This is a genomic window from Polymorphospora rubra (genome assembly GCF_018324255.1).
Taxonomy (GTDB): domain Bacteria; phylum Actinomycetota; class Actinomycetes; order Mycobacteriales; family Micromonosporaceae; genus Polymorphospora; species Polymorphospora rubra.
Genome location: NZ_AP023359.1, coordinates 6,343,507 through 6,368,392 on the forward strand (window position 1 = coordinate 6,343,507; position 24,886 = coordinate 6,368,392).

Below are 24,886 nucleotides of genomic sequence, written 5' to 3' on the forward strand. Positions count from 1 at the left end.
CCCGGACGCGACGGTGCCGCCGGGAGGAGCGTCCTCCCGGCGGCACCCGTCGACCGCGTCTACGGGTTGATGTTGATGGTGAACGTGCTCGTGGTGTTCCTGATGTTGGTGTGGTTGTTGCTGAACCGCAGGTTGTTGAAGGTCACCGAGCCGACCGCCGGGCCCTGACCCGGTTCGGGCATCTCGTTGGCCCACAGGCCGAACCCGGACTTGGCGTCGAACGCGTCACCGCTCTTCTGCGCTCCGGAGATGGAGATGTTGGTCAGTACGGTGTCGGTGATCGGATTCTCCGGTTGGCTGCCGTTGTACTTGGTCTGGAACATGATGCCGGAGTACGTCGGATCGACGATGTCCACATCGGAGACCCGGATGCCCCGGAACTCCTTCGAGGCGGAGAACATCCAGATTGCGCCGAAGGTCTGCTGACCCCAGAAATGGCCACCCGCCCGGATCAGCGAGATGTTCTGGAAGTGGGTCAGGCCAGGCCCGAATCCGACGAACTGGTACCCGAAGTCCAGCGAGCTGATGGTCAGCCCGGAGTACGTCAGCATGTCCGCGATGTAGAGGTTGCGGAACGTGTTGTTGTAGCCGCCGTACACCGCGACACCCGCGGCCCGCCAGGTCAGGGTGGCGTTCAGGTTCTCGAACACGTTGCCGTTGTTGGCACCCCCACCGCCCTGGTCGACGGCGGAGAACAGCGCGAACGCGTCGTCGCCGTTGCCCCGGCCCTCGGAGTTGGTGATGGTGTTGTCGGTGCTGCCGTTGGTCAGGTTGACCGCGTCGGCGAACGTGTTGCGGAACCGGCTGTCCCTGATGGTCAGGCCGCTGACGCTCACGCCCCAGTACGCGCACACGGTGTGCTCGACCCAGACGTTGTCGATCGTCATGTTGTCGACGTCCTTCAACTCGCCCCAGACCTTGCCGGGCCCGTCGATGCGCGACACGTAGTTGCCGAAGAACGCCAGGTGTGAGAAGGACGACCCGCTCGCCGAGGACTGGACGCCGAACCCGGCGTCGGTGTTCTCCTGGTTGGTCGGCGTCTGGAACCTCGTGTACCAGATCCCCGCGCCGACGACCTTGACCGGCTTGCCGTAGATCTGGAACTTCTGCGCGGTCTCGTACGTGCCCGCCGGCAGGTAGACGCCCTCGAGGTTGCCGGTGGTGTCCATCCGCACCCGGTCCAGGGCGTTCTGCACGTCGGAGTGGGTGAAGCCGGTCGGCACCGCGTACCGGGCCGGGTTCGGGTTGGCCCGCGGCGACACCTGCTCGAGGTTGATGAAGTCGACGGCGTACGTGGTGCTGTTCGCCGGGTCCTTCTGCAGGCGGATGGTGCTGCCGGCCGGGATCGTCGAGTTCAGCATCACGTTGGCCTCGTCGTAGATGTGGCGCGGGCCGCCGGCACCGGGGGAGTTGCCCGGGGCCGCCTCGTTGCCGTAGAGCCACGAGTACTTCGAGGTCACGTTCAGCGCCTTGTGGAAGGTGCCGTTGACGTAGATGTTCAGCGTCGAGTTGATCCCGCCGCCGCCCGGCGCGTCCGGGATCGAGACCCGGGCGACCAGGGTGTTCGTCGCCGCCCTGGTGGTCCACTGCACGTACGACCCGTTGCTGTTGAGCGTCACCGCCCGCCGGCCGGACGCCTCACCCGCGATGTCGCCGATGGTCCGGTTCGGCCCGACGACCTGGGCGCCGCCGCCGACCGAGCCGTCCTCCGCCTCGTACATGTCGTACGGGAGGTTGGCGCCGCGGCCGACGAACAGGGCCTGCTCGCTGGTGTTGTTCTCGCGCTTGACCGGCAGTTCGTTGCCGTCGGCGGCGAGCACCACCCGGACCGTGTGCCGGCCGTTGGCCGCCGTCCAGGTGCCCAGGTTCACCGGTGCGGTGGTGGCACCGGCGGCGATCGTGCCGGTGTGGGAACCGGTCAGGGTGCGGACGACCGTGCCGGCGTCGTTGAGCACGGTCAGCGTGATGCCGTGCGCGCCGCTGGTCGAGGCGACCGTGCCCTGGTTGCGGATCGCCACCGAGAAGGTGACGGTGTTGCCGGCCGACGGGGTGCCCGGTGACCAGGTCACCGCGGCGGCGACCAGGTCGGAGCTGTCGACCGGCCGGACCGTCAGCGGCGTCGGGCTGGTGAACTCGTTGTTCGCGTCGTTCTGCTCGACGATCGTGTTGGCCTCGTCGACCCGGCCGACGACCTGGTAGGTGCCCGCGTTGCGGGCCCCGATGTTGGCCGTCACGGTGGTCTGCGCCCCGGCGGCGAGTCCGCCGACCGCGGCGGTGCCGACCCGGGTCGTACCCAGGTAGAAGTTGACGTTCGTGGCGCCGGCCGCGGCGGTGCCCGCGTTGCGGACGGTGGCGGACAGCGTCACCGCGTCGGTCTCGACCGGCGACGCCGGCGAGGCGGTGAGGCCGGTGATCGTCAGGTCCGGGTTCGGTGCCGGCGTGCCGATCACCTGAAACTCGGCGACCTGGCCGTTCGACGACCCGGTGTTCGCGGTGAACTGGAGCCGGACGTCGGCGGCGGTCGCCGAGACCGGGATCGTCACGATGTTGCTCGACGCCGGGTTGAAGGTGTACGGCGCCGAGGCGACCAGGCTGGTGAACGACGAGGAGTTCTGGTCCCGGCCGAGCACCTGCAGCGTCTGGGTACGGGTGGCCCACGCGGCGGCCGGGTCGAGCTTCAGCACGATCGCGGTGATGCTGGCGTTGGCACCCAGCGACACGGTCAACGTGCTCGGGTACGCCCCGGGCGCACCCTCCCAGTAGGTGTTGACGTCGTCGTCGTTGGCGTTCGCCGCGTTGAAGACGTGCACCGTCGACGACGCGGTGATCGGCTTGCCGACCGCCAGGTTCGACCCGGACGGATTGCTGCCGGTACGGGTGACGGTGTTGCTGTTCGCCGACTGGTTGCCGGCGGCGTCCTTGGCCCGTACGTGGTACGAGACCGTCGCGCTGGCCGGTTGGTTGTCGGTGTACGTCAGCACGTTGCCGGCCACACTGCCGCGCAGGGCGCCGTTGGCGTAGATGTCGTAGCCGGTGACGCCGACGTTGTCGGTGGCGGCGTTCCAGGCCAGCCGGATCTGTCCGGTGGCGGGTTGGGTGTAGGCGAGGTTCGTCGGCGCGGTCGGCGCCTGGGTGTCCCCGGTCGACCCGGTGCGGGTGACGGTGTTGCTGTTGGCGGACTGGTTGCCGGCGGCGTCCTTGGCGCGTACGTAGTAGGAGACGGTGGCGCTGGCCGGTTGGTTGTCGGTGTACGTCAGCACGTTGCCGGCGACGCTGGTGCGCAGGGTGCCGTTGGCGTAGATGTCGTAGCCGGTGACGCCGACGTTGTCGGTGGCGGCGTTCCAGGCCAGCCGGATCTGTCCGGTGGCGGGCTGGGTGTAGGCGAGGTTCGTCGGCGCGGTCGGCGGCTGCGTGTCCCCGGTCGCCGGGCCGTACACCTCGAACTCCGACAGTTGCGCGGCCGGCCAGACGTTGTTGGCCGTGACCTGCACCCGCAGGTAGCGGACGGTCGTGGTGCTGAAGTTGATCGTCACGGTGTTGTTGGCGGTCGGGTTGAAGACGCGCCCGGCCGACGCGGAGACGGTGCTGAAGCTGCCGCCGTCGGTGCTGCCCTGCACGGCCAGCGTCTGGGTGCGGGTCTCCCAGCCGGCGGGCAGCTTGAGCACGGCCCGGTTGACGGGGACCGCCGCGCCGAGGTCGACCTGGATCCACTGCGGGAAGGCGTTGTTGGCGCTCTCCCAGTAGCTGGCCTGGTTGCCGTCGCCGGCGTTGCCCGGCCCGTACGGCGCGTTGCTGCTGCTGGCGGTGAGCGGCCGGCCCTGCGCCAGGTTGCCGCTGCCGCCGGTCGTGGCGCCGTAGACCTCCAGTTCGGCGATCTGCGCGGCCGGCCAGCCGGTGTTGGCGGTGACCTGCAGCCGGACGAAGCGGGTGCTGGTCGCCGGGAAGTTGATCGTCACCGTGTTGCCGTTGGCAGGGGTGAAGGCGTACCCGGTGGCGCCGACGATGGTGGCGAAGCTGGTGCCGTCCGGGCTGCCCTGCACGGCCAGGGTCTGGGTCCGGCTCTCCCAGCCCGCCGGGAGCTTGAGCACCACCTGGTCGATGCCGACACTGCTACCGAGGTCGATCTGGGCCCACTGCGGGAAGGCGTTGTTGGCGCTCTCCCAGTAGGTGCCCGGGTTACCGTCGTTGATCCGGTTGGCGGTGTGCTCGGCGTTGGAACTGCTGGCCGTGGCCGTCCGCCCCGCCGCCAGGTTGGGGCCACCGGCCGCCGCGGCCGGCAGTGCCGGTGCCAGCGACACGGCGAGCCCGGTCGCGAGCGCCGCCGCGATCAGCCGCCACGCTGCATGCTTCCTTCTCATTCGTTCCTCAAGCTCTCATCTGGTCTCGGGGGTGTAGGCGAGGAGCCGGGACCTGGTCGGTGTCGCCGGTGGCCGTCGCCGCCGTCGGGCGGGACGGGTCGGCGCGGACCGACCGTCGTGGTGCGGTTCGTCGTGGCGCGGATCGTGGCGGCCGGGGGAGTGCCACGCGGTGCGGTATCGACGGGGCTGCGGCGACGCCGGTGGTCCCGGTGGGCCCCGGTCGCGCGGCCGCGGCGGGTACGTCATTCGGGCCTCCCGGTGACGGGTCCGGAACGGACGAAGTGATCTGTCCAGAAGTTGCGGGCATAAGTGCAGAGTCAAACAAGCGGCTGCCGAAATTTTGCGGAGCGTCGGCCAAATGTTTCAGACGCGCGACGGTCGCGTCAACGGTTGACGTCGATGGAAGTGGTCCCGTCAGGGTGCTCGAGATGATTTATCGCCATCTATCACCATCGGTGGCGTCGTGCCGCCGACCGGGCTGGATCCGCTGCGGCACCATGGGCCGGTGATCCTGCTGCTGCCCGCCGACCCGCTGCGCCCGCGCCGACCCGACGGGCACTTCGCGCCCGAGGCGGCCGCCGCCCGCGATCTGGGCTTCGACGTCGTCCTCGTCGACCACGACGCGTTGACCCGCCCCGCCGGGCCGTCGCCCCGGATCGTGGCCCCCACGGCCGCGACCGGCCCGGCCGTCTACCGGGGCTGGATGTTGCGCGCCGAGGAGTACGCCGTCCTCGCCGCCACGCTGCGCGAGCGGGACATCGAGCTGCGCACCACGCCGGAGCAGTACCGGCGGGCGCACGAACTGCCGGGCTGGTACGCCGACCTGGCCGCCGTGACGCCGTACTCGGTCTGGACCGTCGGCGCCGACCGGGCCGACTTCGACCGGGCCCGGGCCGAACTCGGCTCCGGCCCGGCGGTGCTGCGTGACTACACCAAGTCGATGAAGCACCACTGGGACGAGGCGGTCCACGTCGCCGACGTCGCCGACGCGGCGGCCGCCTGGCGGGTGGCGGCACGGTTCCTGGAACTGCGCGACGACGAGTTCGTCGGCGGCCTGGTGCTGCGCCGCTTCGAGCGGTTCGTCTCGGCCGAGGTGCGTACCTGGTGGATCGACGGCCGGCCGGCGCTGGTCACCGCCCATCCGGACACCCCGGACCGGGAGCCGCCGGCGGACGTCGACCTCTCCGTGGTCGCACCGCTGGTCGCCGGCCTGGACCTGCCGTTCGTCACGGCCGACCTGGTGCTGCGCGACGACGGCCGGTGGCGGGTCGTCGAACTCGGCGACGGTCAGGTCAGCGACCGCCCGGCGGGCACCGACCCGGCCGCCCTGCTCACCGCGCTGCGGTTCTCGTAGTGCGGCGTGACCACGATCGTCGCGGGCCGTTCGGCGGCCGGCGCCGCCGAGCCGGCGCGCGCGCCGTGCCGCCCGTCCGTCGGCGCGCCGATCGACTGCGCGTACGCTTGCTCCGCAGCAAGTATCCGGACGAGGGAGAGCGGTCTTGACGCTGGCCATCACGCGCGGGGAGTCCGACGGCGCGGCGGTGCTGCGCCTGTCCGGGGAACTGGACATGGCCACCGTGCCCCTGCTCAACGCCGGTGTCGACGAACTGCTGGGCGACGGCCGGCACCGCATTCTCCTCGATCTGGCGGGGCTGGCGTTCTGCGACTCCGCCGGCATGGCAAGCTTCGTCCGCGGCGACAACGAGTGCGCCGTGCGGGGCGGCTGGCTGCGACTGACCGGGTTCACCGGCCCGGTCGAACGGGTCCTGCGGGTCACCGGGCTGGTCGAGGTCCTCACCTACGAGCACTAGGCAGGTAGCAGCGATGGTCGAAGCCCCCGCCACCCCCGTCCGGATCCTCGTCGTCGACGACGACGCCGGCGACGTACTGATGATCGAGGAGGCGTTGGCCGACTCCGGCATCGACAAGACCATCGACGTCGTCGGTGACGGCGAGGAGGCCATGGAGTTCCTGCGCCGCGAGGGCCGGCACCGCGAGGCCCACCGGCCCGACATGATCCTGCTCGACCTCAACATGCCCCGGATGGACGGCCGGCAGGTTCTCACCCAGGTGAAGAGCGACGAGAACCTGCGGACCATCCCGATCGTCGTCCTCACCACCTCGAGTGCCGACAACGACATCCTCGGCAGCTACACCCTGCAGGCCAACGCCTACGTCACCAAGCCGATCGACCTCGACGAGTTCAACGAGGTCGTACGGCATATCGACCAGTTCTTCGGCCGGATCGTGGTGCTGCCCCGGCGTCAGTGACGGTCGGCGCCGCGCGCCGGCTGCGGCCGGCCCCGCCGGAACCGTCCGCTGCGGCCGTCCACCGGCGGCGTGGCCACCGCCCGGTAGGACATCACCACCCGGGCCCCGCCCAGCACGTCGCCGCGGTCGATCGCCAGTTGTCCGCCCGCCTCGGCGGCGACCCGGCGCACGATGTCCAGCCCCAACCCGGTCGACCGCGCCCCGCTCACCCCGCGCCGGACGGCCGACGCCGAGTCGGCGATCCCCGGCCCGCCGTCCTCGACGGTGAGCGCGTCGCGGGCCAGCGTGATCCGGAACGGCGTGCCGGCGGCGGTGTGCCGGAACACGTTGCCCAGCACCGCGTCGACCGCGCCGATGACATCCGCCCGGCCCGCCGCCACCCACACCGGCTCCGTCCCGCCGCGCACCTCCCACCGCCGGCGCTGGTGGGTCGCCGGCACGGTCCAGAACGCCAGCCGGTCGGCGAGCACCTCGGTCAGGTCGGTCACCTCGGGTGGCGCGTCCTCCGCCGGGCGGCGGGCACTGAGGATGATCGCGTCGATCTCCGCGTCGAGCGCGTCGACGGACTCGCGTACCCGGTCGGCCGCCCCGCCCGGCGGTAGCGCGTCGGCGTCCAACCGCAACGCGGTCAGCGGCGTACGCAGCCGGTGCGACAGGTCGGCGGCCCGTTCCCGTTCGGCGTCGACCAGCGACACGATCCGGTCCGCCATCACGTTGAACGCCGTACCCGCCTCGGCCAGCTCGACCGGGCCGGCGGGACGTACCCGGGTGGTCAGGTCCTCGGCCCCGAACCGGCGGGCGGCGCCGGACAGTTCGCGGGCCGCGGCCACGACCCGGGCACCGAGCCGGTCGGCGAGGGCCACCGACCCGGCCACCAGGAGCGCCGCCAGGCCGGCCATCGCCAGCCAGGCCGTGCCGACCCCGCGCCGCAGATCGGCCGCCGGCACGAACACCTCGACCACCGCGGTCCGGCCGCCGTCGAGCGCCGTCGGCTGCAGATAGGCCAACCCGCCCGGCACGGTGGTGGTCACCGGGTGGCGACGGTCGCGGACCAGCGACACGTCCGTGGCGGTGGCCCGGGGCGTGCCGACCGGCCGCTGGTCCGGCAGGTGCAGGACCAGCCGGTCGTCGGCACCGGCGGCGGTCGTGGCGGCGGCCCGGGTCAGCACCGCCCGGTCGTCGGTGACCGCGATCGCGGCGACGATCGCGGTCGCCTGCTGCCGGGCGTCGGCCAGCGCCCGGTCGTGCGCGATCTGCTGCGCCAGCAGCGCCAGCGGCAGCAGGAACGCCAGCGCCACCATCGACGTCGCCGCGAGCGCGCCGCGGACCAGCGCCGACCTCACGACGGACCGACGAGCATGATCCCCACGCCGCGTACGGTGCGCAGCAGCCGGGGCCGCGCCGCCGTCTCGCCGAGCTTGCGGCGCAGCAGCGAGATGTGGGCGTCGAGGGTCTGGTCGCCGCCGACGAACGGCTGCCGCCACACGTTGACGAACAGTTCGTCGCGCGGCACCACCCGCCCGGCCCGCTGCCCGAGGTACGTCAGCAGGTCGAACTCCTTGCGGGCCAGCGGCAGCGGCTGGCCGTGCAGGGTCGCGGTGCGGGTGTTCGGGTCCAGCCGCAGCGGCCCCACCTCCAGCGGCGGCGGGAGCTGCGACCCGGCCGGCACCGACCGGCCCCGGCGCAGCACGGCCGCGATCCGGGCCTGCACGTGCGCGGCCGAGAACGGCTTGGTGACGTAGTCGTCGGCACCGGCGTTGAGCAGCCTGATCACGTCGTTCTCGCCACGCCGGGCGGTCGCCACGATGATCGGCACGTCACTGACCGCCCGGATCATGACGAGCGCGTCGGCACCGTCCATGTCGGGCAGTCCGAGGTCGAGGATGACGACCGCGGGCGGGCGGGCGGTCACCTCGCGCAGCGCCGCCAGGGCACTGTCCACGGGGCAGACCGCGTAGCCGCCCTCGGTCAGCGCGTGGGCCAGCGCGCGCCGGATCGCCGGGTCGTCTTCGACCAGGAGCACGAGGGGCATGGTGGCACCGTACCGACGTTGACAAGATGGGCGGCATGGGTGGATGGCGGGCGGCGGGCAGCGTCGCGGTGTGGGCGGCGGCCACCGCGCTCAGCGCCGGGCTGGTCTGGCTCGGGCTCCAGCCGGTGCTGCGGACCGCCGTACCCGACCGGGTCGAGGTCGAGAGCGGCGCCGCGCTGCGCGACGCCGGCGACGGGGCGGCCGCCCCGCCCACCCCGTCACCGCCGGTGCCGACCGGCACCACGCCGTCGCCGGCCACCCCGACCGCCGCCGGCACCGCCACCACCGCCGTGCCGCGCCCGTCGGCGTCGCCGACGACGGAACCACCGGTCGTACGCACCAGCGCGCCGCCGGCCACGGTGGACGGTTGGACGCTCGTCAGCGAGCGCGACGGGAGCACGTCCTACCTGCGCCAGTTCGAGGTACCGGGCGGTACGGCCACGATCCGGATGACGCCGGGGCGGGTGCACCTGGTCTCGGCCACCCCGAACCCCGGCTACACGATGGACACCCTCCAGGGGCAGCCGGATCGGTTGGTCGTCCGGTTCTGGACGAGTTCGCGGATCCACACGGTCGACGCGATCTGGTGGAACGACCGCCCGTACGCCGAGGTCTCGGACAACGCCTGACGCCGGCCGGCCGGGTCACCGGGGCTTACGGCGACGGAACAGGACGCTGGCCGCGACGTACCCGAACACCAGGAGCCCGCCGAACCAGGCGAGCGCCGCCGGGACCGGGTTGTCGACCGGTACGTCGGTCAGCAGCCCCCGCAGCGCCTCGATCATCGGCGTGATCGGCTGGTGCTCGGCGAACCCGCGCAGGAAACCCGGCATCGTGTCGGTGGGCACGAAGCCACTGCTCAGATAGGGCAGGAAGAGCACCACGAAGGTGAACGCGCTGGCCGACTCGACCGACCCGGCGAGCATGCCGAGGAAGACCGACACCCAGGACATCGCCAGCATGAACAGCACCAGCAGCCCGGTCGCGGCCAGCCATTCCAGCGGCCCGGCGGTGGGCCGGAACCCCGACGCGAACGCCACCACCAGCACCAGCACGGTGGCGAACAGGTTGCGGGCGACGCTGGCGACCACGTGGCCGGTCAGTACCGCGGAGCTGAGGATGGGCAGGGACCGGAACCGGTCGACGATGCCGTTGGCCATGTCGGCCGCGACGGCGACCGCGGTGTTGGCCGACCCGTAGCCGGCGCAGAGCAGGATCACCCCCGGCACCACGTACGTGACGTAGGCGGTGCCGGTGTTGATCGCGCCGCCGAAGATGTGCACGAACATCAGCATCAGCATGGTCGGCAGGATCGCGCCGAGCAGCAGGGTGTCGACACTGCGTACGGTGTGTCGCAGGCTGCGCCCGATCATGACCAGCGAGTCGCTGGCCGCCCAGTAGAGGCGGGAGTGGGTGGTCATCGGATCTCCTCGGTGGCGGTGAGCGCGCCGGTCCGGGCCGGTGGGGGAGTGTCGGCGGTCAGGGCCAGGAACGCGTCGTCGAGGGTCGGGCGGTGCAGTTCCACCCGGGTGACGGTGACGTCCCGGGCCGCCATCGTGTCGAGCAGGGCCCGCAGCTGGGTGGCGCTGCCGTCGGTGGGCACGCTCACGCTCCGGTTGTCGCGGTCCGGGCGGACGGCCCGGTCGCCGAGGTCGCGCAGCGCCCGGTCGAAGTCGTCGAGGCCGGCCAGCCGCAGTTCGACCCGCTCGTCGCCGACCTGCGCCTTGAGCTGTTCGGCGGTGCCCTCGGCGATCACCCGGCCGCCGTCGACGACGGTGATCCGGTCGGCGAGCCGGTCGGCCTCCTCGAGGTACTGCGTGGTCAGCAGCACGGTCACGTCGGTGGCGGCGAGTTCGCGGACCATGTCCCACATCGCCTGGCGGCTGCGCGGGTCGAGCCCGGTGGTGGGCTCGTCGAGGAAGATCAGCGGTGGCTCGGTGACCAGGCTCGCGGCCAGGTCGAGCCGGCGGCGCATCCCGCCGGAGTAGGTGCGTACGGTCCGCCGGCGGGCGTCGGTGAGGTCGAAGCGCGCGAGTAGTTCGCCGGCCCGGCGCCGGGCGGCCCGGCCGCCGAGGCGCCCGAGCCGGCCCATCATGACGAGGTTCTCCTCGCCGGTGAGCAGTTCGTCGACGGCGGCGTACTGGCCGGTGAGGCTGATCGAGGCGCGGACCCGGTCGGGGTGGCGCAGCAGGTCGTGGCCGGCGACCGTCGCCGTGCCGGCGTCCGGGCGCAGCAGGGTGGACAGGATGCGCACGGTGGTGGTCTTGCCGGCCCCGTTGGGGCCGAGCAGGGCGTGGATGCTGCCCCGGGCGACGGTGAGGTCGACGCCGGCAAGCGCGGTGAACTTTCCGAAGGACTTGGTCAACCCGCTGGCCCGGATGATCGGGTCGTCGGTCATGGCAACCTCTCAGGAGAAACTGTGTATGTCGTACACGTATCTGTGTAGGTTATACGCAGTTTTAGGATGGGGGTCAAGTGCCGACCGACGACCGACGCGGGTGACGATGGACGACAACGCCGTGACCGAGCTGCCGCCGACCCTCGAACTGCTCTGGGGGCGGCGCGAACGGCCCCGCCGGGGTCCCAAACCGGGGCTCAGCCTGGAGCGCATCGTCGCCGCCGCCGTGGCGATCGCCGACCGGGAAGGGCTCGCGGCGGTGTCGATGAGCCGGGTCGCCGAAGAGGTCGGCTTCACCACGATGTCGCTCTACCGGTACGTCGGCAGCAAGGACGAACTGCTCGCCCTGATGGCAGAGATCGCCATGGGGCCGCCGCCCGAACGGCCACCCGCCGAACAGGGCTGGCGGGCCGGCCTCGCCGGCTGGGCGCGGGCGCTCATGGCCGGATACGAGCAGCACCCGTGGTTCCTGCAGGTCCCGATCAGCGGCCCGCCGCTCGGCCCGGTCCAGCTGTCCTGGCTGGAGAGCGGGCTGCAGATCCTCGCCCCGACCCGGCTCGAGGACTACGAACGGGTCGCCGTGATGCAACTGCTCAGCGGCTTCGTACGCAACGAGGCGCAATTGCGGGTCGACCTCGTCCGGGCGGCGACCGCCGCCGCCGCGCAGGAGGGCGGACCGCCGCCGACGTACGGGCAGATGCTGCGCCTGCTCGTCGACGCGCGGCGGTATCCGGAACTGTTCCGGATCACGGCCGCCGGAAGCTTCGACGACGCCGGGGGGTACTCGCAGGAGGAGTCGGAGTTCGGCCTCCAGCGCACCCTCGACGGCGTCGCCGCCCTGGTCGACTCCCGCGAGCGGGCCGCCGGCTGAGGGCGGCGCGGCGCCGGTGTCGCACCGCACCGCACCGCTAGCCTGACCGGCGTGTCGAACCGGTCATACCTGTGTGTGAGCACCTACGAAAGCATCTATCCCGCCTTTGCCACGTCCGACTACGACCCGAAGCGGAACACCGTGGCGGCCGACGTCAACTGCGTACCGCTGCTGTGGCTGGCCATGTTCCGCGCCGCCGACCTGCGGACGGAGACCTTCGAGGTGACCGAGGGCAGGCACACCGAGAAGGTGGTGGCCACCGCGCCGGTCGCCCCGGTCGGGCGGGCCCTGACCCAGCTCGACGCGGCGGTGCCGGTGCTGGAGCGGCTGTTCGGCGAGCCGCTGGCGGACCACGCCGCCCTGCTGCGCGCCGGCGTCCGGGCCGGCGAGGGTGACCACGTCACCATCGAACTGGAGGAGATCGCCGTCCTGGAGGGCGACGAGGAGAGCTACTACGAGACGCTCCGGCTGGCCCTGGCCAGCCTCGACGGGCCGGCCGACGCCACCGCCGACCGGGACCGGCTGGCCGAGCTGGCCCAGCTCCGTCCGGTCCGACCGTTCCCAGCGGCCCGCCTCCTGCTCGACGACATGGCCGCGACCGACGACGACTACTGGAACTTCTGCCGGCTGATCGGCGCCAGCTACCTGCGGCCCGTGCCGTGGGAGACCGGGGACGGCGACGCGGCCTGAGCCGGGTCCGACCCGGCCGCCCGGCGGACCGCGGCGGCCACCGTGCCGGGGTCGATGTCGGCCATGCAGGCCGGGCCGGCCGGTGACAGCGGGCAGTCCGCGGTCCACCAGCAGGTCTGCTCGCTGATCGTGGTCGGCTGCCGGTGCGGGCAGTCCGGCCGGCCCTGCACGTCCACCGGAGCGCCGGCGGCCGGCGCCGGGCCGGTCCGCGCCGTGTCGATCCGCCCCGGGCCGGTCCGCGCGGTGTCGACCGGGGGCGGCGTGGCGCCGGCGAGGCCGTAGCGGCGGGCGTCGGTCGGGCCGAACAGCGCCACCGTACGGGCTCCGGCCGCCGCCGCCACCCGGACCGGGCCGGTGTCGGCGCCGACGACCACCCCGCCGCGCCGACCGGCGGCGGCGAACACCGCGGCCAGCCGCCGCAGGTCGGTCCGGGGCAGCAGCGGGCACGGCGGCGGCCGGCCGCCGGGGCCGCCGACGGCGAGCACCGGATAGTCGTCGCGGCGCAGCAGCCGCACCAGCGCCTGCCAGTGCCACCGGGGCCACAGTTTGACGTCCATCCCGGCGTCGACCACCAGCAGCACCGGCGGCCGGCGGCTCTCCCGGGGCAGCCAGGACGCCATCATCCGCTCGCCGCCGTCGAGTTCGTCGGCGCGGAGGTGCAGGCGCGGGCGGGCACCGACGTCGGCCGCGTCGATCAGTCCCTCGGCGTGCAGGATGCTCAGGTAGCGTTCGCCGACCGGCTGGTCCGGCGGCGGCCGGCGCCACAGGTCGGTCACCGCCCGGGCGGCGCCGTCCTCGAGCAGGGCCGGGATGCCGTCGTACCGGGTGGTCGTCACCGCCAGGTCGGGCCGGTGCAGCGCCAGCGCGTCGACGACCGCGGCCCGCTCGGCCCCCGATTGGCCCTGACCGATAGTGATCACTTCGGTGACCGCCGGGTCGCCGCGCAGCAGGTCGCCGCCCGGCTCGTGGGTCAGCACCCGCAGCGCCGCGGCCGGATGCCGCCGGGCGAGGGCGTGCACCGCCGGGAGCAGCATCACCAGGTCGCCGAGCCCACCGAGCAGCTCGACGACCAGGATCTCCCGGTACGGCTCAGCCATCGCGCACCGGCAGCAGACGCTCGTACGCGGCCCGGTGCGCCGCGGCGATCCCCGGCCAGGAACGGTGGTCCGCCACCGCCCGGCCGGCGCGGGCCAGCCGCCCACGCAGCGCCGCGTCCGACAGCAGCCGGTCGGTGGCGCGGGCCACGGCGGGCGCGTCCCGCCGCCGGTCGATCACCGCCACCGTCACGCCGTCGACCAGGTCGGGGTCGCCGGCCGGGGGCAGGGTGGCCGCCGTCGGCAACCCGTGCGCGAGCGCCGCCACGAGCGCCCCGCTCTTGGTCGTCACCCCCTCGCCGAACGGCAGCACGGCGGCGTCGGCGGCGTGCAGCGCCTCCGACACCTCCGGCGCCGGCAGGTAGCCGGTGAACGTCACCGCGTCACCCACCCCGTGCGCGGCGGCGATCCCGACCAGTTCGGCCCGGAAGGCCGCCGCCTGCGGCTCGGGCAGCGCCCGCGAGGTGAAGCCGCCGACCACCGCCAGGTGCAGCGCCGGATGCCGGGACCGCAGCCACGGCAGCGCCTCCAGCAGATACCGCACACCCTTCACCGGGTGCACGAACCCGAAGAACACCAGCAGCACGGCGTCCGGGGCGAGCCCCAGCCTTCGGCGGAACCGCTGCCGGGCCCCGCCCGGCGCACCGTGGTCGGCCACGTTCGGCGGTACCGGCACCCGCAGCGGGCGTCGGCCGGTCCGGGCGGTCACCACCGCCGCGTGCGTGTCGTTGGTGACCAGCACCAGATCGCTGCCGGGCACCAGCCGGCCGCTCTCCCGGTCGAGGCCGGCCCGTTCCAGCCGTCGCCACACCCGGTCGGGCAGCCACGACGGCGCCGACCACGAGCCGTACTCGTGCAGCGTCGTCACCAGCGGGACCGACCGGGGCAGCAGCGGCGGCAGCAGCAGGCCGGGCCGGCCGGAGAAGCGGAACGCGGACGGGGCGAACTGCACGTGCACCAGGTCCGGCGCCAGCGCGCGGACGGCACCGGCCGCCCCACGTACGGCGGCGAGCCAGCCACCGGGCCGCCGCGGTACGACGGCGACCGGCGACACGTGCACGTCGACGTCGCGCAGGGCCGCCGCCAGCCGGCGGGTGTAGTCGGCGACCCCGTCGAGCGCCGGATCGTCCGCCCCGCACACCATCGCCACCCGGACCGGTCGTACGCCACCCCCGTCCACCGGCGCCGGCTTCCCGTACCGGTGCCCGGCAAACCACCCGGGGAGGCGCCCGAACCCCCGACGGGGGCGCCTCGGTGGTCGCGCTACTCGATGCACTGGCGTACGTTGGCGACGCGGCTGCCTGGGTGGGCCGCGCACCAACGGACCTCGGAGACCACGTGAACGGACCGGACGACTCGGTGACACTGCGACGTGACGGGAGGCTGGCCAGCGTCATCCTCAACCGTCCCGCCCGTCGCAACAGCTTCGATCTGGCGATGCTCGGTCGCTTCGAGGAGGTGTTGCACGAACTGGGCCGGGACTCCCGGGTGGAGGTGGTGGTGCTCACCGGCGCCGGCACCGAGTTCTGCGGCGGCACCGACCTCGACGCGCTCGCGACCCTGGACGTGGCCACCACGATGCACGTGCAGCGGCGCACCGCCGAGCTGGTCGAGCGGTGGTACCGCCTGGAACAGACCACGGTGACCGCCTTCAACGGTCCGGCGAGCGGGGCCGGTGCGGTGCTCGGGCTGGCCAGCGATCTGCGGGTCGCCGCCGACACCTGCTTCTTCACCTTCCCGGAGGTGACCTTCGGCGCCCCGCTCACCTGGAGCGGGATGGCGATCCTCGCCGACCTGGTCGGCGCCGACCGGGCCAAGCGCTGGCTGCTGCTCGGCGACCGGATCGAGCCGGCCGGGATGCTGCGCTACGACCTGGTGACCGATGTGGTGCCGGCCGAGCGGCTGGCGGTCACGGCGGCGGTGCTCACCGACCGGCTGCTCGGGGTGTCACCGGTCGGCCGCTCCATGATCAAGCGGGCGGCGCGGCTGGCCGGCCCACGCTTCGAGGCCTCGGCGACCGACTCCTACCTGGGTGCGCTCAGCCTGGCGCTGCTGCCCGCCGGGGAGAACGGCCACGAGGTGGTGACCCACCGGCGGGCGGCCGGGTGACGCCGGACCTCAGGTGACGACCAGCCGGGCGGCCAGCGCGAGGAAGACCGTGCCGGCGATCCGGTTGAGCAGCTTGTCGACCTGCCTGCGGCGCAGCAGGAACGCGCTCGCCTTGCCGGCGACCAGCGCGATCAACGCGTCGATGACGAAGCCGACGACGACGAACAGCAGGCCGAGCACCAGCAGTTGCACGCCGGTCCCACCCCGCTCGCGGTCGACGAACTGGGGCAGGAACGCCAGGTAGAACAGCACGATCTTGGGGTTGAGCAGGTTGGTGACGGTGGCCCGCCAGAGCACCGTACGCAGCGGCACGCGCGGTCGGTCGCCGACCACCGGCGGCTTGCCGCTGTCGATCCACGACCGGATGCCGATGTAGACCAGGTAGGCCGCGCCGGCCCATTTGATCACGTCGAAGAGCAGCGGCGCGGCGGCCATCAGGGTGGCCAGCCCCAGCGTGACGGCGAGGGTGTGGACGAGCATCCCGACCGCCATGCCGGCGGACGCGACGACGCCGGCCATCGGACCCTGACTGATCGCGTGCGCGAGCACGTAGATCATGTCCGGCCCCGGGGTCAGGCAGATGACGACGATGGCGACGACGAAGAGTGCCAGGACCCCGGGGTCGATGGGCATGAGTTGGGCACCGTTTCACTGGGCGGATCGGGCGGGCCGCGGCGCTGTGTCACCGGCCGGCGGGTGATGTTATCGATGTATCACCTCGTCGGCCAGCCCCTCGACGAACGCGGTCAGATCGTCCAGGGGCGATCCGGTGAGCAGCGCGACGCCGGTGGCGGCGTGGTCGTCGGTCCGGCGCACCGTGAACCTACCCGAACTGTCGGTGAAAAGTGTGTCCACCGCCGACGGTGTCCCGTCGCCGTCGCCCTCCGGGGCGGGCAGCAGCATGGCCACCCGGACCAGCCGCTGGTCGGCGCCGTGCCGTTCGACCAGGTCGGTCAACCGCTCGTGGAACCGCGCGTAGCTGTCCCACCGGGCCCCGGTCCGCTCGACCAGCCGCTCGAAGAGGTCGCCGAAGCGCAGCGACACCGGCCGCAGCAGGTGGACCCGGTCCCCGCCCGGCCGTCGGCCGCAGGCGGCCTCGGCCAGGAACCGGCTGATCAGGTCGGCCGGCAGGTGGTCGATGACCGCCGAGGTCGGGAAGACGGTCCCGGTACGGGCGCAGGCGTAGACCAGCGACTGGGCCAGGGACGCCGGGTTGGCCACCCCGGTACGCCGCGCCGGCCAGACCTCGCCCAGCCGGTAGACGACCGAGTCCAGCCCCTGCGTCCGGGCGTTGTCCAGCAGTTGCTCCATGACGTACTTGGACTGGCTGTAGCCGTCGGACGGCAGCAGTTCCGGCACGGGCGCCTGGTCCTCGTCGAACCGGCCGGCCGCGTCCGGGGTCTGTTCGGCGGCCAGCGCGGAGAACGTCGACACGGCGTGCACCCGGCAGCCCCGCCCGGTGGCGGCCAGCCGCAGCAGTTCCCGGGTGCCGAGCACGTTGGGGGCCCGGTGGTCGGCGTAGTCGTGCAAAAAGTTGACCAGGGCACCGGCGTGGACGATGCCGTCGGTCTGCTCGGCGAGCCGGTCGAAGTCCGCCGGGGGCAGCCCGAGGCCGGTGGCGGCCAGGTCGCCGGCCAGCGCCCGCAGCCGGCCGTCGGCGAACGCCTTCTCGGCGTAGACGAGCGCGTCGAACAGCCCGTAGTCGCGCATCGCGGCGGTCAGCCGGTGCCGGGCGGCCTCGTCGCCGGGGGCGCGGACCAGGCAGGTCACCGCGACGTCGGGCCGGCCGAGGAGATCGGCGAGCAGGTGCGCGCCGACGAACCCGGTCACGCCGGTGACCAGCAGTCGCCGGGACCGGTCCGGTGGCCGGGGCGCCCCGCCGGTGGGCAGGGGGTCGGGCAGCGCGTCGCGGGCCAGCGCGGCCGGGTCCAGCCGCGAGCGGGCGGGGGCGTCGCCGGCGACGAGTTGGGCCTGGGCCCGGATCGTGTCGGCCGTGAGCAGGTCGGCGATCGCGACCGGCCGGCCGAGCCGTACGCCCAGCAGCGCGCCGAGCCGGTGGGTGAGCAGCGAGGTGCCGCCGTGGTCGGCGAACCGTTCGGTGACCGACACCCGGTCGCGGCCCAGGACCTCCCGCCAGACGGCGGCGACCAGTTCCTCCTCGGGCGACGCGGGCGGGGTGTACGGCAGGTCCGCGGCCCCGGTGTCGGTGTCGGCCCGCTGGGTGAGGGCGCGCCGGTCGACCTTGCCGTTGGGGGTCAGCGGCATCCGGTCGAGGATGGTGAGCCGCTTCGGGACCGTCTCGGCCGGCAGGTGCTTGCCGGCGCTGAGCAGCAGTTCGGCGGTGTCGACCGGGGGTTCGCCGGTGCGCAGGGTCACGTACGCGACCAGTGCCCGGCTGTCCTGGTCGCCGCGCGCCACCACGACCGCGTCGCGGACCGTCTCGTGTTCGCGTAGCGCCCGTTCGATCTCGGCGAGTTCGACCCGTACCCCGCCGATCTTGACCTGGTCGTCGCGGCGGCCGCCGAACATCAGCAGGCCGTCCGGGGTGACGTGGCCGAGGTCGCCGGTGCGGTAGATCAGCGGCCCGGTGATCTGCGGGAACGGGTTGGGTACGAAGACCTGCCCGGTGCGGGCCGGGTCGCGCAGGTAGCCGGCGCCGACGCATTCGCCGCCGATCCAGATCTCGCCGGTGACCCCGGGGGCGACCGGGCGGAGCCGGTCGTCGAGGACGACCGCGGCGGTGTTGGGGATGGGCCGGCCGAGCGGGACCGGGTCGCGGTCCGGGCCGATGTCGTGGAAGACCGACCCGATCGAGCACTCGGTCGGCCCGTACGTGTTGGTGATCCGCAGGTGCGGTACGAGCTGCTGGAGGCGGCGCAGCACGGGCAGGGTGGCCGCCTCGCCGCCGACCAGCATGCGGCGCAGCGGGGCGAGTTCGGCGCGCAGGTCGGGGCGTACCTCGATGAGGGTGACCAACGCGCTGAGCACGGACGGTACGAAGTCGGTGATGGTGATCCCGTACCGGCCGATGGTGCGGCAGGTGCCCTCGAGGTCGAGGATGCCGTCGCGGTCGGGCAGGACGACGGTGCCGCCGGTGACCAGTGGCCACAGGATCTGCCACATCGAGGAGTCGAAGGTGGGGCGGCTGTTCTGCAGGACGATCTGGTCCCGGCCGTCGCCGAAGTGCCCGGACATCGCGGTCAGCCGGTTGACCAGACCCCGGTGCCGGTTGAGCGCGCATTTCGGGGTGCCGGTGGATCCGGAGGTGAAATAGCCGTAGATCAAATCGTGCGGGGCCGGGCGGGGTACGTCGGGCCGGTGCGCGGCGAAGGTGCGCAGCGGTTCGCCGGCCGGGGTGACGCCTTCGTGGTCGAGCACCACGGTCCGGTCGCCCAGATCGAGCGCGTGTAGCGTGCCGAGGGTCGGCGGTACCGCGAGTACGGCCCGGGGAGCCAACTGGGAAAAGATGACCTCGAGCCGTTCGATCGGCCATCCGGGATCGATTGGTACGAATGCGCCGCCGAGTTTGATCGTCGCGAGTAGACCTGCGACGAAGTCCGGTCCGTCGGCGATGAACAGTGGGACGAGATCGCCGTGCCGAACGCCTTTCCGGTGGAGTCGTTGTGAATAAAGGTTCGCCATGTTGTTAATTTCGCCGAAGGTCAGTTGCGACTTCCGGTAGCGCACGGCGATCCGGTCGGGATTCGTGGCGACCTGCTGTTCGAACAGGTCAAGGACGGTCAGGTGGCCGGGGAACTCGCGTTTTGCGCCAATTCCCGGGTGTGGTGCGCCTTCGTAAGGCGGATCGGGCAAATGAGCATCCATGCCTCATACCTCGGCTATTGTTAAATGTCCTGTAGGCGACACGTGCTATCCGCGGTGCGGGGTCGGCGCAGACCTTCGAACAGTAGATATGTATCTATGTAATTCGCAATATTGACATCCGGCTATGGCGCTGTTAGCGTGGCGCAGCAGTGATTCCGGCACGCCCTGACGCGTGTCCTATTTGTCAGCTCGAACTGCGGAGGCGTCCGGCTGTGATCATCGAAGATCTCGCCGCCCGGCGGGTGGGCGTCGTCCAGGCCGGCGGGCTGTCCAGTCTCGCCCTCGGGATCTGGCTGCGTGAGCAGGGCGTCGACGCCCATCACTACGTCGCCGACCTCGGCCAGAGCGGCCCGGACGACCTCGCCGCCCTCGTCGACTCGCTGCGCACCGCCGGACTGCCGGCCACCCTGGTCGACCTGCGGCCGGCGATGGCGGCGCTCGGCCTCGACCTGCTGCGCTACCAGGCCCGCCACGACGGCGGCTACTGGAACACCACCGGCGCGTCCCGGCTCGTCCTGGTCGAGCAGCTCGCCCCCGTGCTGCGGGCCGACGGCCGCACCGTCCTCGCCCACGGCTGCGTCGGCGGCGGCAACGACCAGCGCCGGTTCGCCCGCTACGGCGCCCGGCTCGCCCCCGACCTCGGCGTCTACGCGCCCTGGACCGACCCGGCCGCGCTGGCCAGGTTCCCGAACCGGGCCGCGATGTACGCCGCCGTCACCGGGGCCGGCCTGTGGCTCGACCCCGGCAGCGACGCCGACCGGTCCACCGACGCCAACCTGGCCGGCGCCTCGCACGAGTCCACCGAACTCGAAGACCTCGCCACCCCGGTCGCCCCGAAGACCCTGACCCCGCGCTGGAGCGCCTGGCCCGCCGACGCGCCGACCGACGGCGGCTCCGTGACCGTCACCATCGAGGCCGGCCGGGTCACCGACGTCGGCGGCCACGGCGCCGACCCGGTCGCGGTGCTGACCGCCGCCAACCACCTCGGCGCCACCCACGGCAGCTGGCTGCGTGACGTCGTCGAACGCCGCATCATCGGCACCCGCTGCCGCGGCGTCTACGAGGCGCCCGGCCTGGAGGTGCTCGACGTCGCCTGGCACAAGGCGCTGGAGGTCACCCTCGACCCGTACTCCCGGGCCCTGTACGAGCAGCTCGGCGGCGCTCTCGGCGCCGCGGTCTACGAGGCCCGCTACCGCGACCCGGTCGCCGCCGCGGCCCGGGCCGCCCTCGACGCGCTGACCGCGGCGGTCAGCGCCACCGTCGAGCTGACCCTGCGCGGCGGTGCCGTCACCGCGGCCGGCGTACGCACCCCCGGCGGCGACACCGACCGGCAGACCCGGTTCGGCACCGGCGGCCACCAGTGGCGGGACCTCGCTCCGGCCGCGGCCTGACGACCCTCACCGGGCGATCCCCGGCAACCACTTTCACGCACGGAGGCGATGCATGCGTTACCGCAGGTTCGGGCGGCTCGGCTGGTCGGTCGGCGAGGTCGGCTACGGGATGTGGGGGATAGCCGGCGGCGAGGGCGGCTGGAGCGGCGCCGACGACGAGACCGGCAACGTCGCCCTGCAGGAGGCGGTCGAACTCGGCTGCAACTTCTTCGACACCGCCTGGATCTACGGCCGCGGCCACAGCGAGGAACTCCTCGGCGACCTCCTGCGGGCGGTGCCCGACCGCCGGCTGTACGTCGCCACCAAGATCCCGCCGAAGGACCGGCGCTGGCCGTCCACCCGCGAGTCCCGCCTCGAGGACGTCTTCCCGCCCGACCACATCCACGAATACGTCCACAAGAGCCTCGCCAACCTCGGCGTCGACCGGATCGACCTGCTCCAGTTCCACGTCTGGGAGGACGCCTGGGCCGACGACCCGAGCTGGCAGAAGGCCGTCACCGACCTGCGCGACCAGGGACTGGTGGACGGGATCGGGATCAGCATCAACCGCTGGGAGCCGACCAACGCGGTCAAGGCTTTGCGCACCGGGCTGATCGACGCCGTCCAGGTCATCTACAACATCTTCGACCAGGCGCCCGAGGACGAACTCTTCGGCGTCTGCGACGAACTCGACATCGCCGTGATCGCCCGGGTGCCGTTCGACGAGGGCACCCTGACCGGCACGCTGACGCTGGACAGCACCTGGCCCGAGGGCGACTGGCGCAACAGCTACTTCGTGCCGGAGAACCTGGCGGCCAGCGTCGCCCGCGCCGAGGCGCTCGCCAAGGACGTACCCGACGGCTGGACCATGCCCGAACTCGCCCTGCGCTTCATCCTCCGGCACCCGACGGTGAGCACCGTCATCCCGGGCATGCGCAGCCTGCGCCACGTCCGCGCCAACATCGCCACCAGCGGCGCGGCGCCGCTCGACGACGCGCTCCTGGCCACCGTGCGGCAGCACCGGTGGGACCGCGTACCGACGGAGTGGTCGCAGTGAGTCACCCGGTCATCGCCCTGTGGGCCGCACCCCGTACCAGGTCGACCGCCTTCCTGCGCATGATCATCGAACGCGGTGACCTCCTCGTCGTACACGAGCCGCTGTCCAACCTGGCCGCGCTCGGCACCGTCGACGTCGGCGGCACCCCGGCCACCTCCGAGACCGAGGTTCTCGACCTGCTGCTCGACCTCGCCGCGACCTCCGGCAGGCGGGTCTTCGTCAAGGAGACGACCGACTACCGTTATCCGGGCGTGCTCGCCGACCCCCGGCTGCACACCCACCTCGCCAACACGTTCATGATCCGTGACCCGGCCGCCGTCGTCGCCTCGCACCACGCGATGAACCGGTCGGTCGACCTCGACGAGATCGGCTTCGAGCGGCTGCACGAGATCTTCGAGGCGGTCCGTGGACCGCTGGGCGAAGCACCGGTCGTCATCGACGGCGACGACCTCGTCGCCGACCCGGAGGGTGTCGTCGCGGCGTTCTGCGCCCGTACCGGCCTGCCGTTCGACCCGGCGGCCCTGCGGTGGGAGTCGACGCCGCGCAAGGAGTGGGACCGCACCCGCGACTGGCACCAAGACGTCGAACGCAGCACCGGGTTCACCACCCAGACCACCCGGCACGCCGTACGCGTCGACAACGACCCCCGGCTGGCCGCGCTCGCCGCCCACCACCAGCCGTTCTACGACCGGCTGTACGCGCACCGGCTGCCCCCACGGACGGCCGCCGAACAGCCCACCGGCACCTGAGCCACCCGCCGGTCCGTCTCCCCGCGGGCCGGTACGCCGGGCACCCCACCGACCGACCGGTCCGTGGGGTGCCCGACGGGTGACCGGAGGATCCGCCCGACCCGCCGATCCGTCCGGTACCCGCGCAGGGGTGATCGTTGGCCGCCGGGGCCGCCGGGGTGTCGTACCGCGCGGCGGCCAACGATCACCAGGGCCCGACCTGGCCGTGCGGTCGGGCCGGGGTGGGGCACCGGTCGGCAACCCGGCGCCGGCCACCCGTCACAGGTTGTCCGTCGCCTCCCCGCCGGGCAGTTCGCGGACCACCGCCACCGGGCAGTGGCTGTGGTGCAGCAACTGCTGGCTCACCGAGCCCATCAGCAGCCCGCGGAATCCGCCCCGGCCGCGCGAGCCGACCACGACCAGCGCCGCGTGCCGCGTCGCGTCGATCAGCGTCCGGCCGGGGGCGTCGGCGACCACCTCGCTGGTCACCCGCACCCGCGGATACCGGTCCTGCCAGCCGACCAGCAGCTCACGCAACTCGGCCCGCTCGAGCGCGCCGACCGCGTCCGGATCGAACGGGGCCGGGGTCGCCCCGGTCGCCGGCGGCCGCCAGGCCCGCACCACGTGCAGCGGTACGTCCCGCGCGGCGGCCTGCGCGAACGCGTAACCGAGGGCCAGCACCGAGCATGCCGAGCCGTCGACCCCGGCCACCACGTGTCCGCCGTCCGGTCCGGCGTCGCCGCGGACGACCACGACCGGGCAGTGCGCGTGCGCGGTGACCGAGACCGCGGTCGAGCCGACCAGCAGTCCGGTGAAGCCGTCGTGCCCGCGGCTGCCGAGCACCACCAGCCCGGCCTGCCGCGACAGCTCCTGGAGCCGTACGTTCGGCGGCCCGTCGACGGTGCCGGCCCGGACGGCGACGGTGGGGTGGCTGGCCGCGGCGGCGGCGACCGCGGCGTCCAGCATCTCGGCGATCTCCTTGCGGGCGGTGTCGTCCGGCCACAGCAGCGGTGCCGGTGCCAGCGGCGCGGAGGCGCCGAACGGTTCGAAGGCGTAGGTGGGGTGGACCGGGGCACCGGTGCGGGCCGCCTCGTCCAGGGCCCACCGCAGCGCGGTCCGTGCGCCCGGGGAGCCGTCGTAGCCGACGACGATCGGTTGGATCTCCATCACTGCCTCCTACCCGGACGGTCTTTCCGGAACACCTCAATCAGACTCCGTGGGCGGCGGTCACCGGCAGAGGCGTACGACCCGGGCCGGTCCGGGCGCAGGTCCCACGGCGGCGCGGACGGTCGCCCCTGGTACGCCGCGCCGCCGCCTTCTAACGTTGGGCGGTGCCCGGGCAGAGCCGCCCGGGAACGGGGAGGTCGGGATGCGCACCTGGCAGGTACGTGACGTGATGACCACGGACGTGATCGCGGTGGTGGAGGACGCCGGCTACCGGCGGATGGTCGAGGCGGTGGCGGGCCGCCGGGTCAGCGGCGTACCGGTGGTGGACCTGGATCGCCGGGTCGTCGGGGTGGTGTCCGAAACTGATCTGTTGCACCGGGTCGGTTCCGGTGCCAGGTCCCGCTGGCCGTGGTCGGGCCGCCGCCGGGTCCCCATCGAGGCGGCGACCGCCCGCGATCTGATGACCGCTCCGGCGGTCACCGCCTACGGCGACACGACGCTGGTCGACGCCGCCCGCCGGATGGACCGCGAGCGGGTACGGCGGCTGCCGGTGGTCGACGACCTCGGCCGGTTGGTCGGCATCGTGACCCGGGGCGACCTGCTGCGGGTGCACCTGCGTCCCGACGACGAGATCCGCGCCGAGGTGGTGGCCGAGGTGCTGCACCGCATCCTCGCCGTACGGGACGTCCGGGTCGAGGTCCGGGACGGGGTGGTGACGCTCGACGGCCCGGTGCGCAGGCGCACCACCGCCGCGTACGCCGTCCGGCTGGCCGGCCAGGTCAGTGGCGTCGTACGGGTCGTCGACCGGCTGCGCGAGGTCCCGGACCCGTTGCCCCCTGGCGGTGCGGCCGGGGTGGCGGCGGGCGGCCGGACGCCGGACCGCACCGGCTGAGCCGGGCCGGGCCGCCCCGTTCGG

21 protein-coding genes are annotated in these 24,886 nt (G+C 73.0%); 11 read left to right on the forward strand and 10 right to left on the reverse strand.

Annotation, left to right across the window (positions count from 1 at the left end):
• Positions 1-59: 59 nt before the first annotated feature.
• Positions 60-4,358 carry a discoidin domain-containing protein gene (locus tag Prubr_RS28550; protein ID WP_212817981.1) on the reverse strand — a complete coding sequence of 1,433 codons (4,299 nt, stop codon included), beginning with the start codon at positions 4,356-4,358 and terminating at the stop codon, positions 60-62.
• A gap of 463 nt (positions 4,359-4,821) precedes the next feature.
• On the opposite strand from Prubr_RS28550, the gene Prubr_RS28555 reads away from it, so the two are divergent.
• The 3 genes from Prubr_RS28555 to Prubr_RS28565 all read left to right on the forward strand — a co-directional run bounded on the left by Prubr_RS28555 (position 4,822) and on the right by Prubr_RS28565 (position 6,629).
• A complete protein-coding gene (locus Prubr_RS28555; protein WP_246567768.1) occupies positions 4,822-5,712 on the forward strand; it encodes an ATP-grasp domain-containing protein in 891 nt (296 codons plus the stop codon).
• A gap of 145 nt (positions 5,713-5,857) precedes the next feature.
• On the forward strand, positions 5,858-6,169 hold the full coding sequence (locus Prubr_RS28560) for an STAS domain-containing protein (protein ID WP_212817982.1): 312 nt from the start codon (positions 5,858-5,860) through the stop codon (positions 6,167-6,169).
• Between the two features lie 13 nt (positions 6,170-6,182).
• The gene (locus Prubr_RS28565) at positions 6,183-6,629 is read left to right on the forward strand and encodes a response regulator (RefSeq protein WP_212817983.1); all 447 of its coding nucleotides are present in this window, start codon (positions 6,183-6,185) and stop codon (positions 6,627-6,629) included.
• Here Prubr_RS28565 and Prubr_RS28570 read toward each other — a convergent pair.
• Both Prubr_RS28570 and Prubr_RS28575 read right to left on the reverse strand, forming a co-directional pair.
• Entirely contained in the window at positions 6,623-7,972 is a 1,350-nt protein-coding gene (locus Prubr_RS28570) for a HAMP domain-containing protein (protein ID WP_212817984.1), read from the reverse strand. The genes Prubr_RS28565 and Prubr_RS28570 overlap by 7 nt on opposite strands.
• A complete protein-coding gene (locus tag Prubr_RS28575; RefSeq protein WP_212817985.1) occupies positions 7,969-8,661 on the reverse strand; it encodes a response regulator transcription factor in 693 nt (230 codons plus the stop codon). Before Prubr_RS28575 ends, Prubr_RS28570 begins: the two co-directional genes overlap by 4 nt.
• 35 nt (positions 8,662-8,696) lie before the next feature.
• Here Prubr_RS28575 and Prubr_RS28580 point away from each other — a divergent pair, with 35 nt between their 5' ends.
• Positions 8,697-9,290: a DNA mismatch repair protein MutL gene (locus Prubr_RS28580; protein WP_212817986.1), complete on the forward strand. Its 594-nt coding sequence runs from the start codon at positions 8,697-8,699 to the stop codon at positions 9,288-9,290.
• A gap of 15 nt (positions 9,291-9,305) precedes the next feature.
• Here the strand turns inward: Prubr_RS28580 and Prubr_RS28585 are convergent, their stop codons facing one another.
• Complete coding sequence (locus Prubr_RS28585; protein ID WP_212817987.1) at positions 9,306-10,082, reverse strand: ABC transporter permease; 777 nt, start codon at positions 10,080-10,082, stop codon at positions 9,306-9,308.
• Positions 10,079-11,059, reverse strand: coding sequence for an ATP-binding cassette domain-containing protein (locus Prubr_RS28590; protein ID WP_212817988.1), 981 nt, complete (start codon positions 11,057-11,059; stop codon positions 10,079-10,081). The genes Prubr_RS28585 and Prubr_RS28590 overlap by 4 nt, the downstream gene beginning before the upstream one ends.
• 106 nt (positions 11,060-11,165) lie before the next feature.
• On the opposite strand from Prubr_RS28590, the gene Prubr_RS28595 reads away from it, so the two are divergent.
• Positions 11,166-11,930, forward strand: coding sequence for a TetR/AcrR family transcriptional regulator (locus Prubr_RS28595; RefSeq protein ID WP_212817989.1), 765 nt, complete (start codon positions 11,166-11,168; stop codon positions 11,928-11,930).
• 51 nt (positions 11,931-11,981) lie between these two features.
• Positions 11,982-12,620, forward strand: coding sequence for a hypothetical protein (locus tag Prubr_RS28600; RefSeq protein ID WP_212817990.1), 639 nt, complete (start codon positions 11,982-11,984; stop codon positions 12,618-12,620).
• Here Prubr_RS28600 and Prubr_RS28605 read toward each other — a convergent pair.
• Both Prubr_RS28605 and Prubr_RS28610 read right to left on the reverse strand, forming a co-directional pair.
• On the reverse strand, positions 12,572-13,717 hold the full coding sequence (locus Prubr_RS28605; protein WP_212817991.1) for a glycosyltransferase family 9 protein: 1,146 nt from the start codon (positions 13,715-13,717) through the stop codon (positions 12,572-12,574). The genes Prubr_RS28600 and Prubr_RS28605 overlap by 49 nt on opposite strands.
• Positions 13,710-14,894 (reverse strand): glycosyltransferase family 4 protein, encoded by a 1,185-nt coding sequence (locus Prubr_RS28610; protein ID WP_212817992.1) that lies wholly within the window; start codon positions 14,892-14,894, stop codon positions 13,710-13,712. Before Prubr_RS28610 ends, Prubr_RS28605 begins: the two co-directional genes overlap by 8 nt.
• A gap of 158 nt (positions 14,895-15,052) precedes the next feature.
• Between Prubr_RS28610 and Prubr_RS28615 the strand changes: the two genes are divergently transcribed.
• Positions 15,053-15,823 (forward strand): enoyl-CoA hydratase/isomerase family protein, encoded by a 771-nt coding sequence (locus tag Prubr_RS28615; RefSeq protein WP_212817993.1) that lies wholly within the window; start codon positions 15,053-15,055, stop codon positions 15,821-15,823.
• A gap of 9 nt (positions 15,824-15,832) precedes the next feature.
• On the opposite strand, the gene Prubr_RS28620 is transcribed toward Prubr_RS28615, so the two are convergent.
• Together Prubr_RS28620 and Prubr_RS28625 are read right to left on the reverse strand one after the other, a co-directional pair.
• Positions 15,833-16,456, reverse strand: a complete 624-nt coding sequence (locus tag Prubr_RS28620) for a LysE family translocator (RefSeq protein WP_212817994.1) — start codon at positions 16,454-16,456, stop codon at positions 15,833-15,835.
• A 69-nt stretch (positions 16,457-16,525) separates the two neighbouring features.
• Positions 16,526-19,648: a non-ribosomal peptide synthetase gene (locus Prubr_RS28625; protein ID WP_212817995.1), complete on the reverse strand. Its 3,123-nt coding sequence runs from the start codon at positions 19,646-19,648 to the stop codon at positions 16,526-16,528.
• Between the two features lie 212 nt (positions 19,649-19,860).
• Between Prubr_RS28625 and Prubr_RS28630 the strand changes: the two genes are divergently transcribed.
• From Prubr_RS28630 to Prubr_RS28640, 3 genes are read left to right on the forward strand one after another with little or no spacing between them, the layout of a single operon-like run.
• On the forward strand, positions 19,861-21,039 hold the full coding sequence (locus Prubr_RS28630; protein ID WP_212817996.1) for an argininosuccinate synthase domain-containing protein: 1,179 nt from the start codon (positions 19,861-19,863) through the stop codon (positions 21,037-21,039).
• 52 nt (positions 21,040-21,091) lie between these two features.
• Positions 21,092-22,075, forward strand: coding sequence for an aldo/keto reductase (locus Prubr_RS28635; protein ID WP_212817997.1), 984 nt, complete (start codon positions 21,092-21,094; stop codon positions 22,073-22,075).
• Positions 22,072-22,824, forward strand: coding sequence for a sulfotransferase-like domain-containing protein (locus Prubr_RS28640; protein WP_212817998.1), 753 nt, complete (start codon positions 22,072-22,074; stop codon positions 22,822-22,824). Before Prubr_RS28635 ends, Prubr_RS28640 begins: the two co-directional genes overlap by 4 nt.
• A gap of 258 nt (positions 22,825-23,082) precedes the next feature.
• Here the strand turns inward: Prubr_RS28640 and Prubr_RS28645 are convergent, their stop codons facing one another.
• Entirely contained in the window at positions 23,083-23,970 is an 888-nt protein-coding gene (locus tag Prubr_RS28645) for a universal stress protein (RefSeq protein ID WP_212817999.1), read from the reverse strand.
• Between the two features lie 202 nt (positions 23,971-24,172).
• Here Prubr_RS28645 and Prubr_RS28650 point away from each other — a divergent pair, with 202 nt between their 5' ends.
• Entirely contained in the window at positions 24,173-24,862 is a 690-nt protein-coding gene (locus Prubr_RS28650) for a CBS domain-containing protein (RefSeq protein WP_212818000.1), read from the forward strand.
• Positions 24,863-24,886: the final 24 nt, after the last annotated feature.

Coding starts and splice junctions, on each gene's coding strand:
- Prubr_RS28550 (WP_212817981.1), bottom strand. CDS start 4,358: ATGAGAAGGAAGCATGCAGCGTGGCGGCTGATCGCGGCGGCGCTCGCG.
- Prubr_RS28565 (WP_212817983.1), top strand. CDS start 6,183: ATGGTCGAAGCCCCCGCCACCCCCGTCCGGATCCTCGTCGTCGACGAC.
- Prubr_RS28575 (WP_212817985.1), bottom strand. CDS start 8,661: ATGCCCCTCGTGCTCCTGGTCGAAGACGACCCGGCGATCCGGCGCGCG.
- Prubr_RS28580 (WP_212817986.1), top strand. CDS start 8,697: ATGGGTGGATGGCGGGCGGCGGGCAGCGTCGCGGTGTGGGCGGCGGCC.
- Prubr_RS28585 (WP_212817987.1), bottom strand. CDS start 10,082: ATGACCACCCACTCCCGCCTCTACTGGGCGGCCAGCGACTCGCTGGTC.
- Prubr_RS28590 (WP_212817988.1), bottom strand. CDS start 11,059: ATGACCGACGACCCGATCATCCGGGCCAGCGGGTTGACCAAGTCCTTC.
- Prubr_RS28595 (WP_212817989.1), top strand. CDS start 11,166: ATGGACGACAACGCCGTGACCGAGCTGCCGCCGACCCTCGAACTGCTC.
- Prubr_RS28605 (WP_212817991.1), bottom strand. CDS start 13,717: ATGGCTGAGCCGTACCGGGAGATCCTGGTCGTCGAGCTGCTCGGTGGG.
- Prubr_RS28620 (WP_212817994.1), bottom strand. CDS start 16,456: ATGCCCATCGACCCCGGGGTCCTGGCACTCTTCGTCGTCGCCATCGTC.
- Prubr_RS28625 (WP_212817995.1), bottom strand. CDS start 19,648: ATGGATGCTCATTTGCCCGATCCGCCTTACGAAGGCGCACCACACCCG.
- Prubr_RS28635 (WP_212817997.1), top strand. CDS start 21,092: ATGCGTTACCGCAGGTTCGGGCGGCTCGGCTGGTCGGTCGGCGAGGTC.
- Prubr_RS28645 (WP_212817999.1), bottom strand. CDS start 23,970: ATGGAGATCCAACCGATCGTCGTCGGCTACGACGGCTCCCCGGGCGCA.
- Prubr_RS28650 (WP_212818000.1), top strand. CDS start 24,173: ATGCGCACCTGGCAGGTACGTGACGTGATGACCACGGACGTGATCGCG.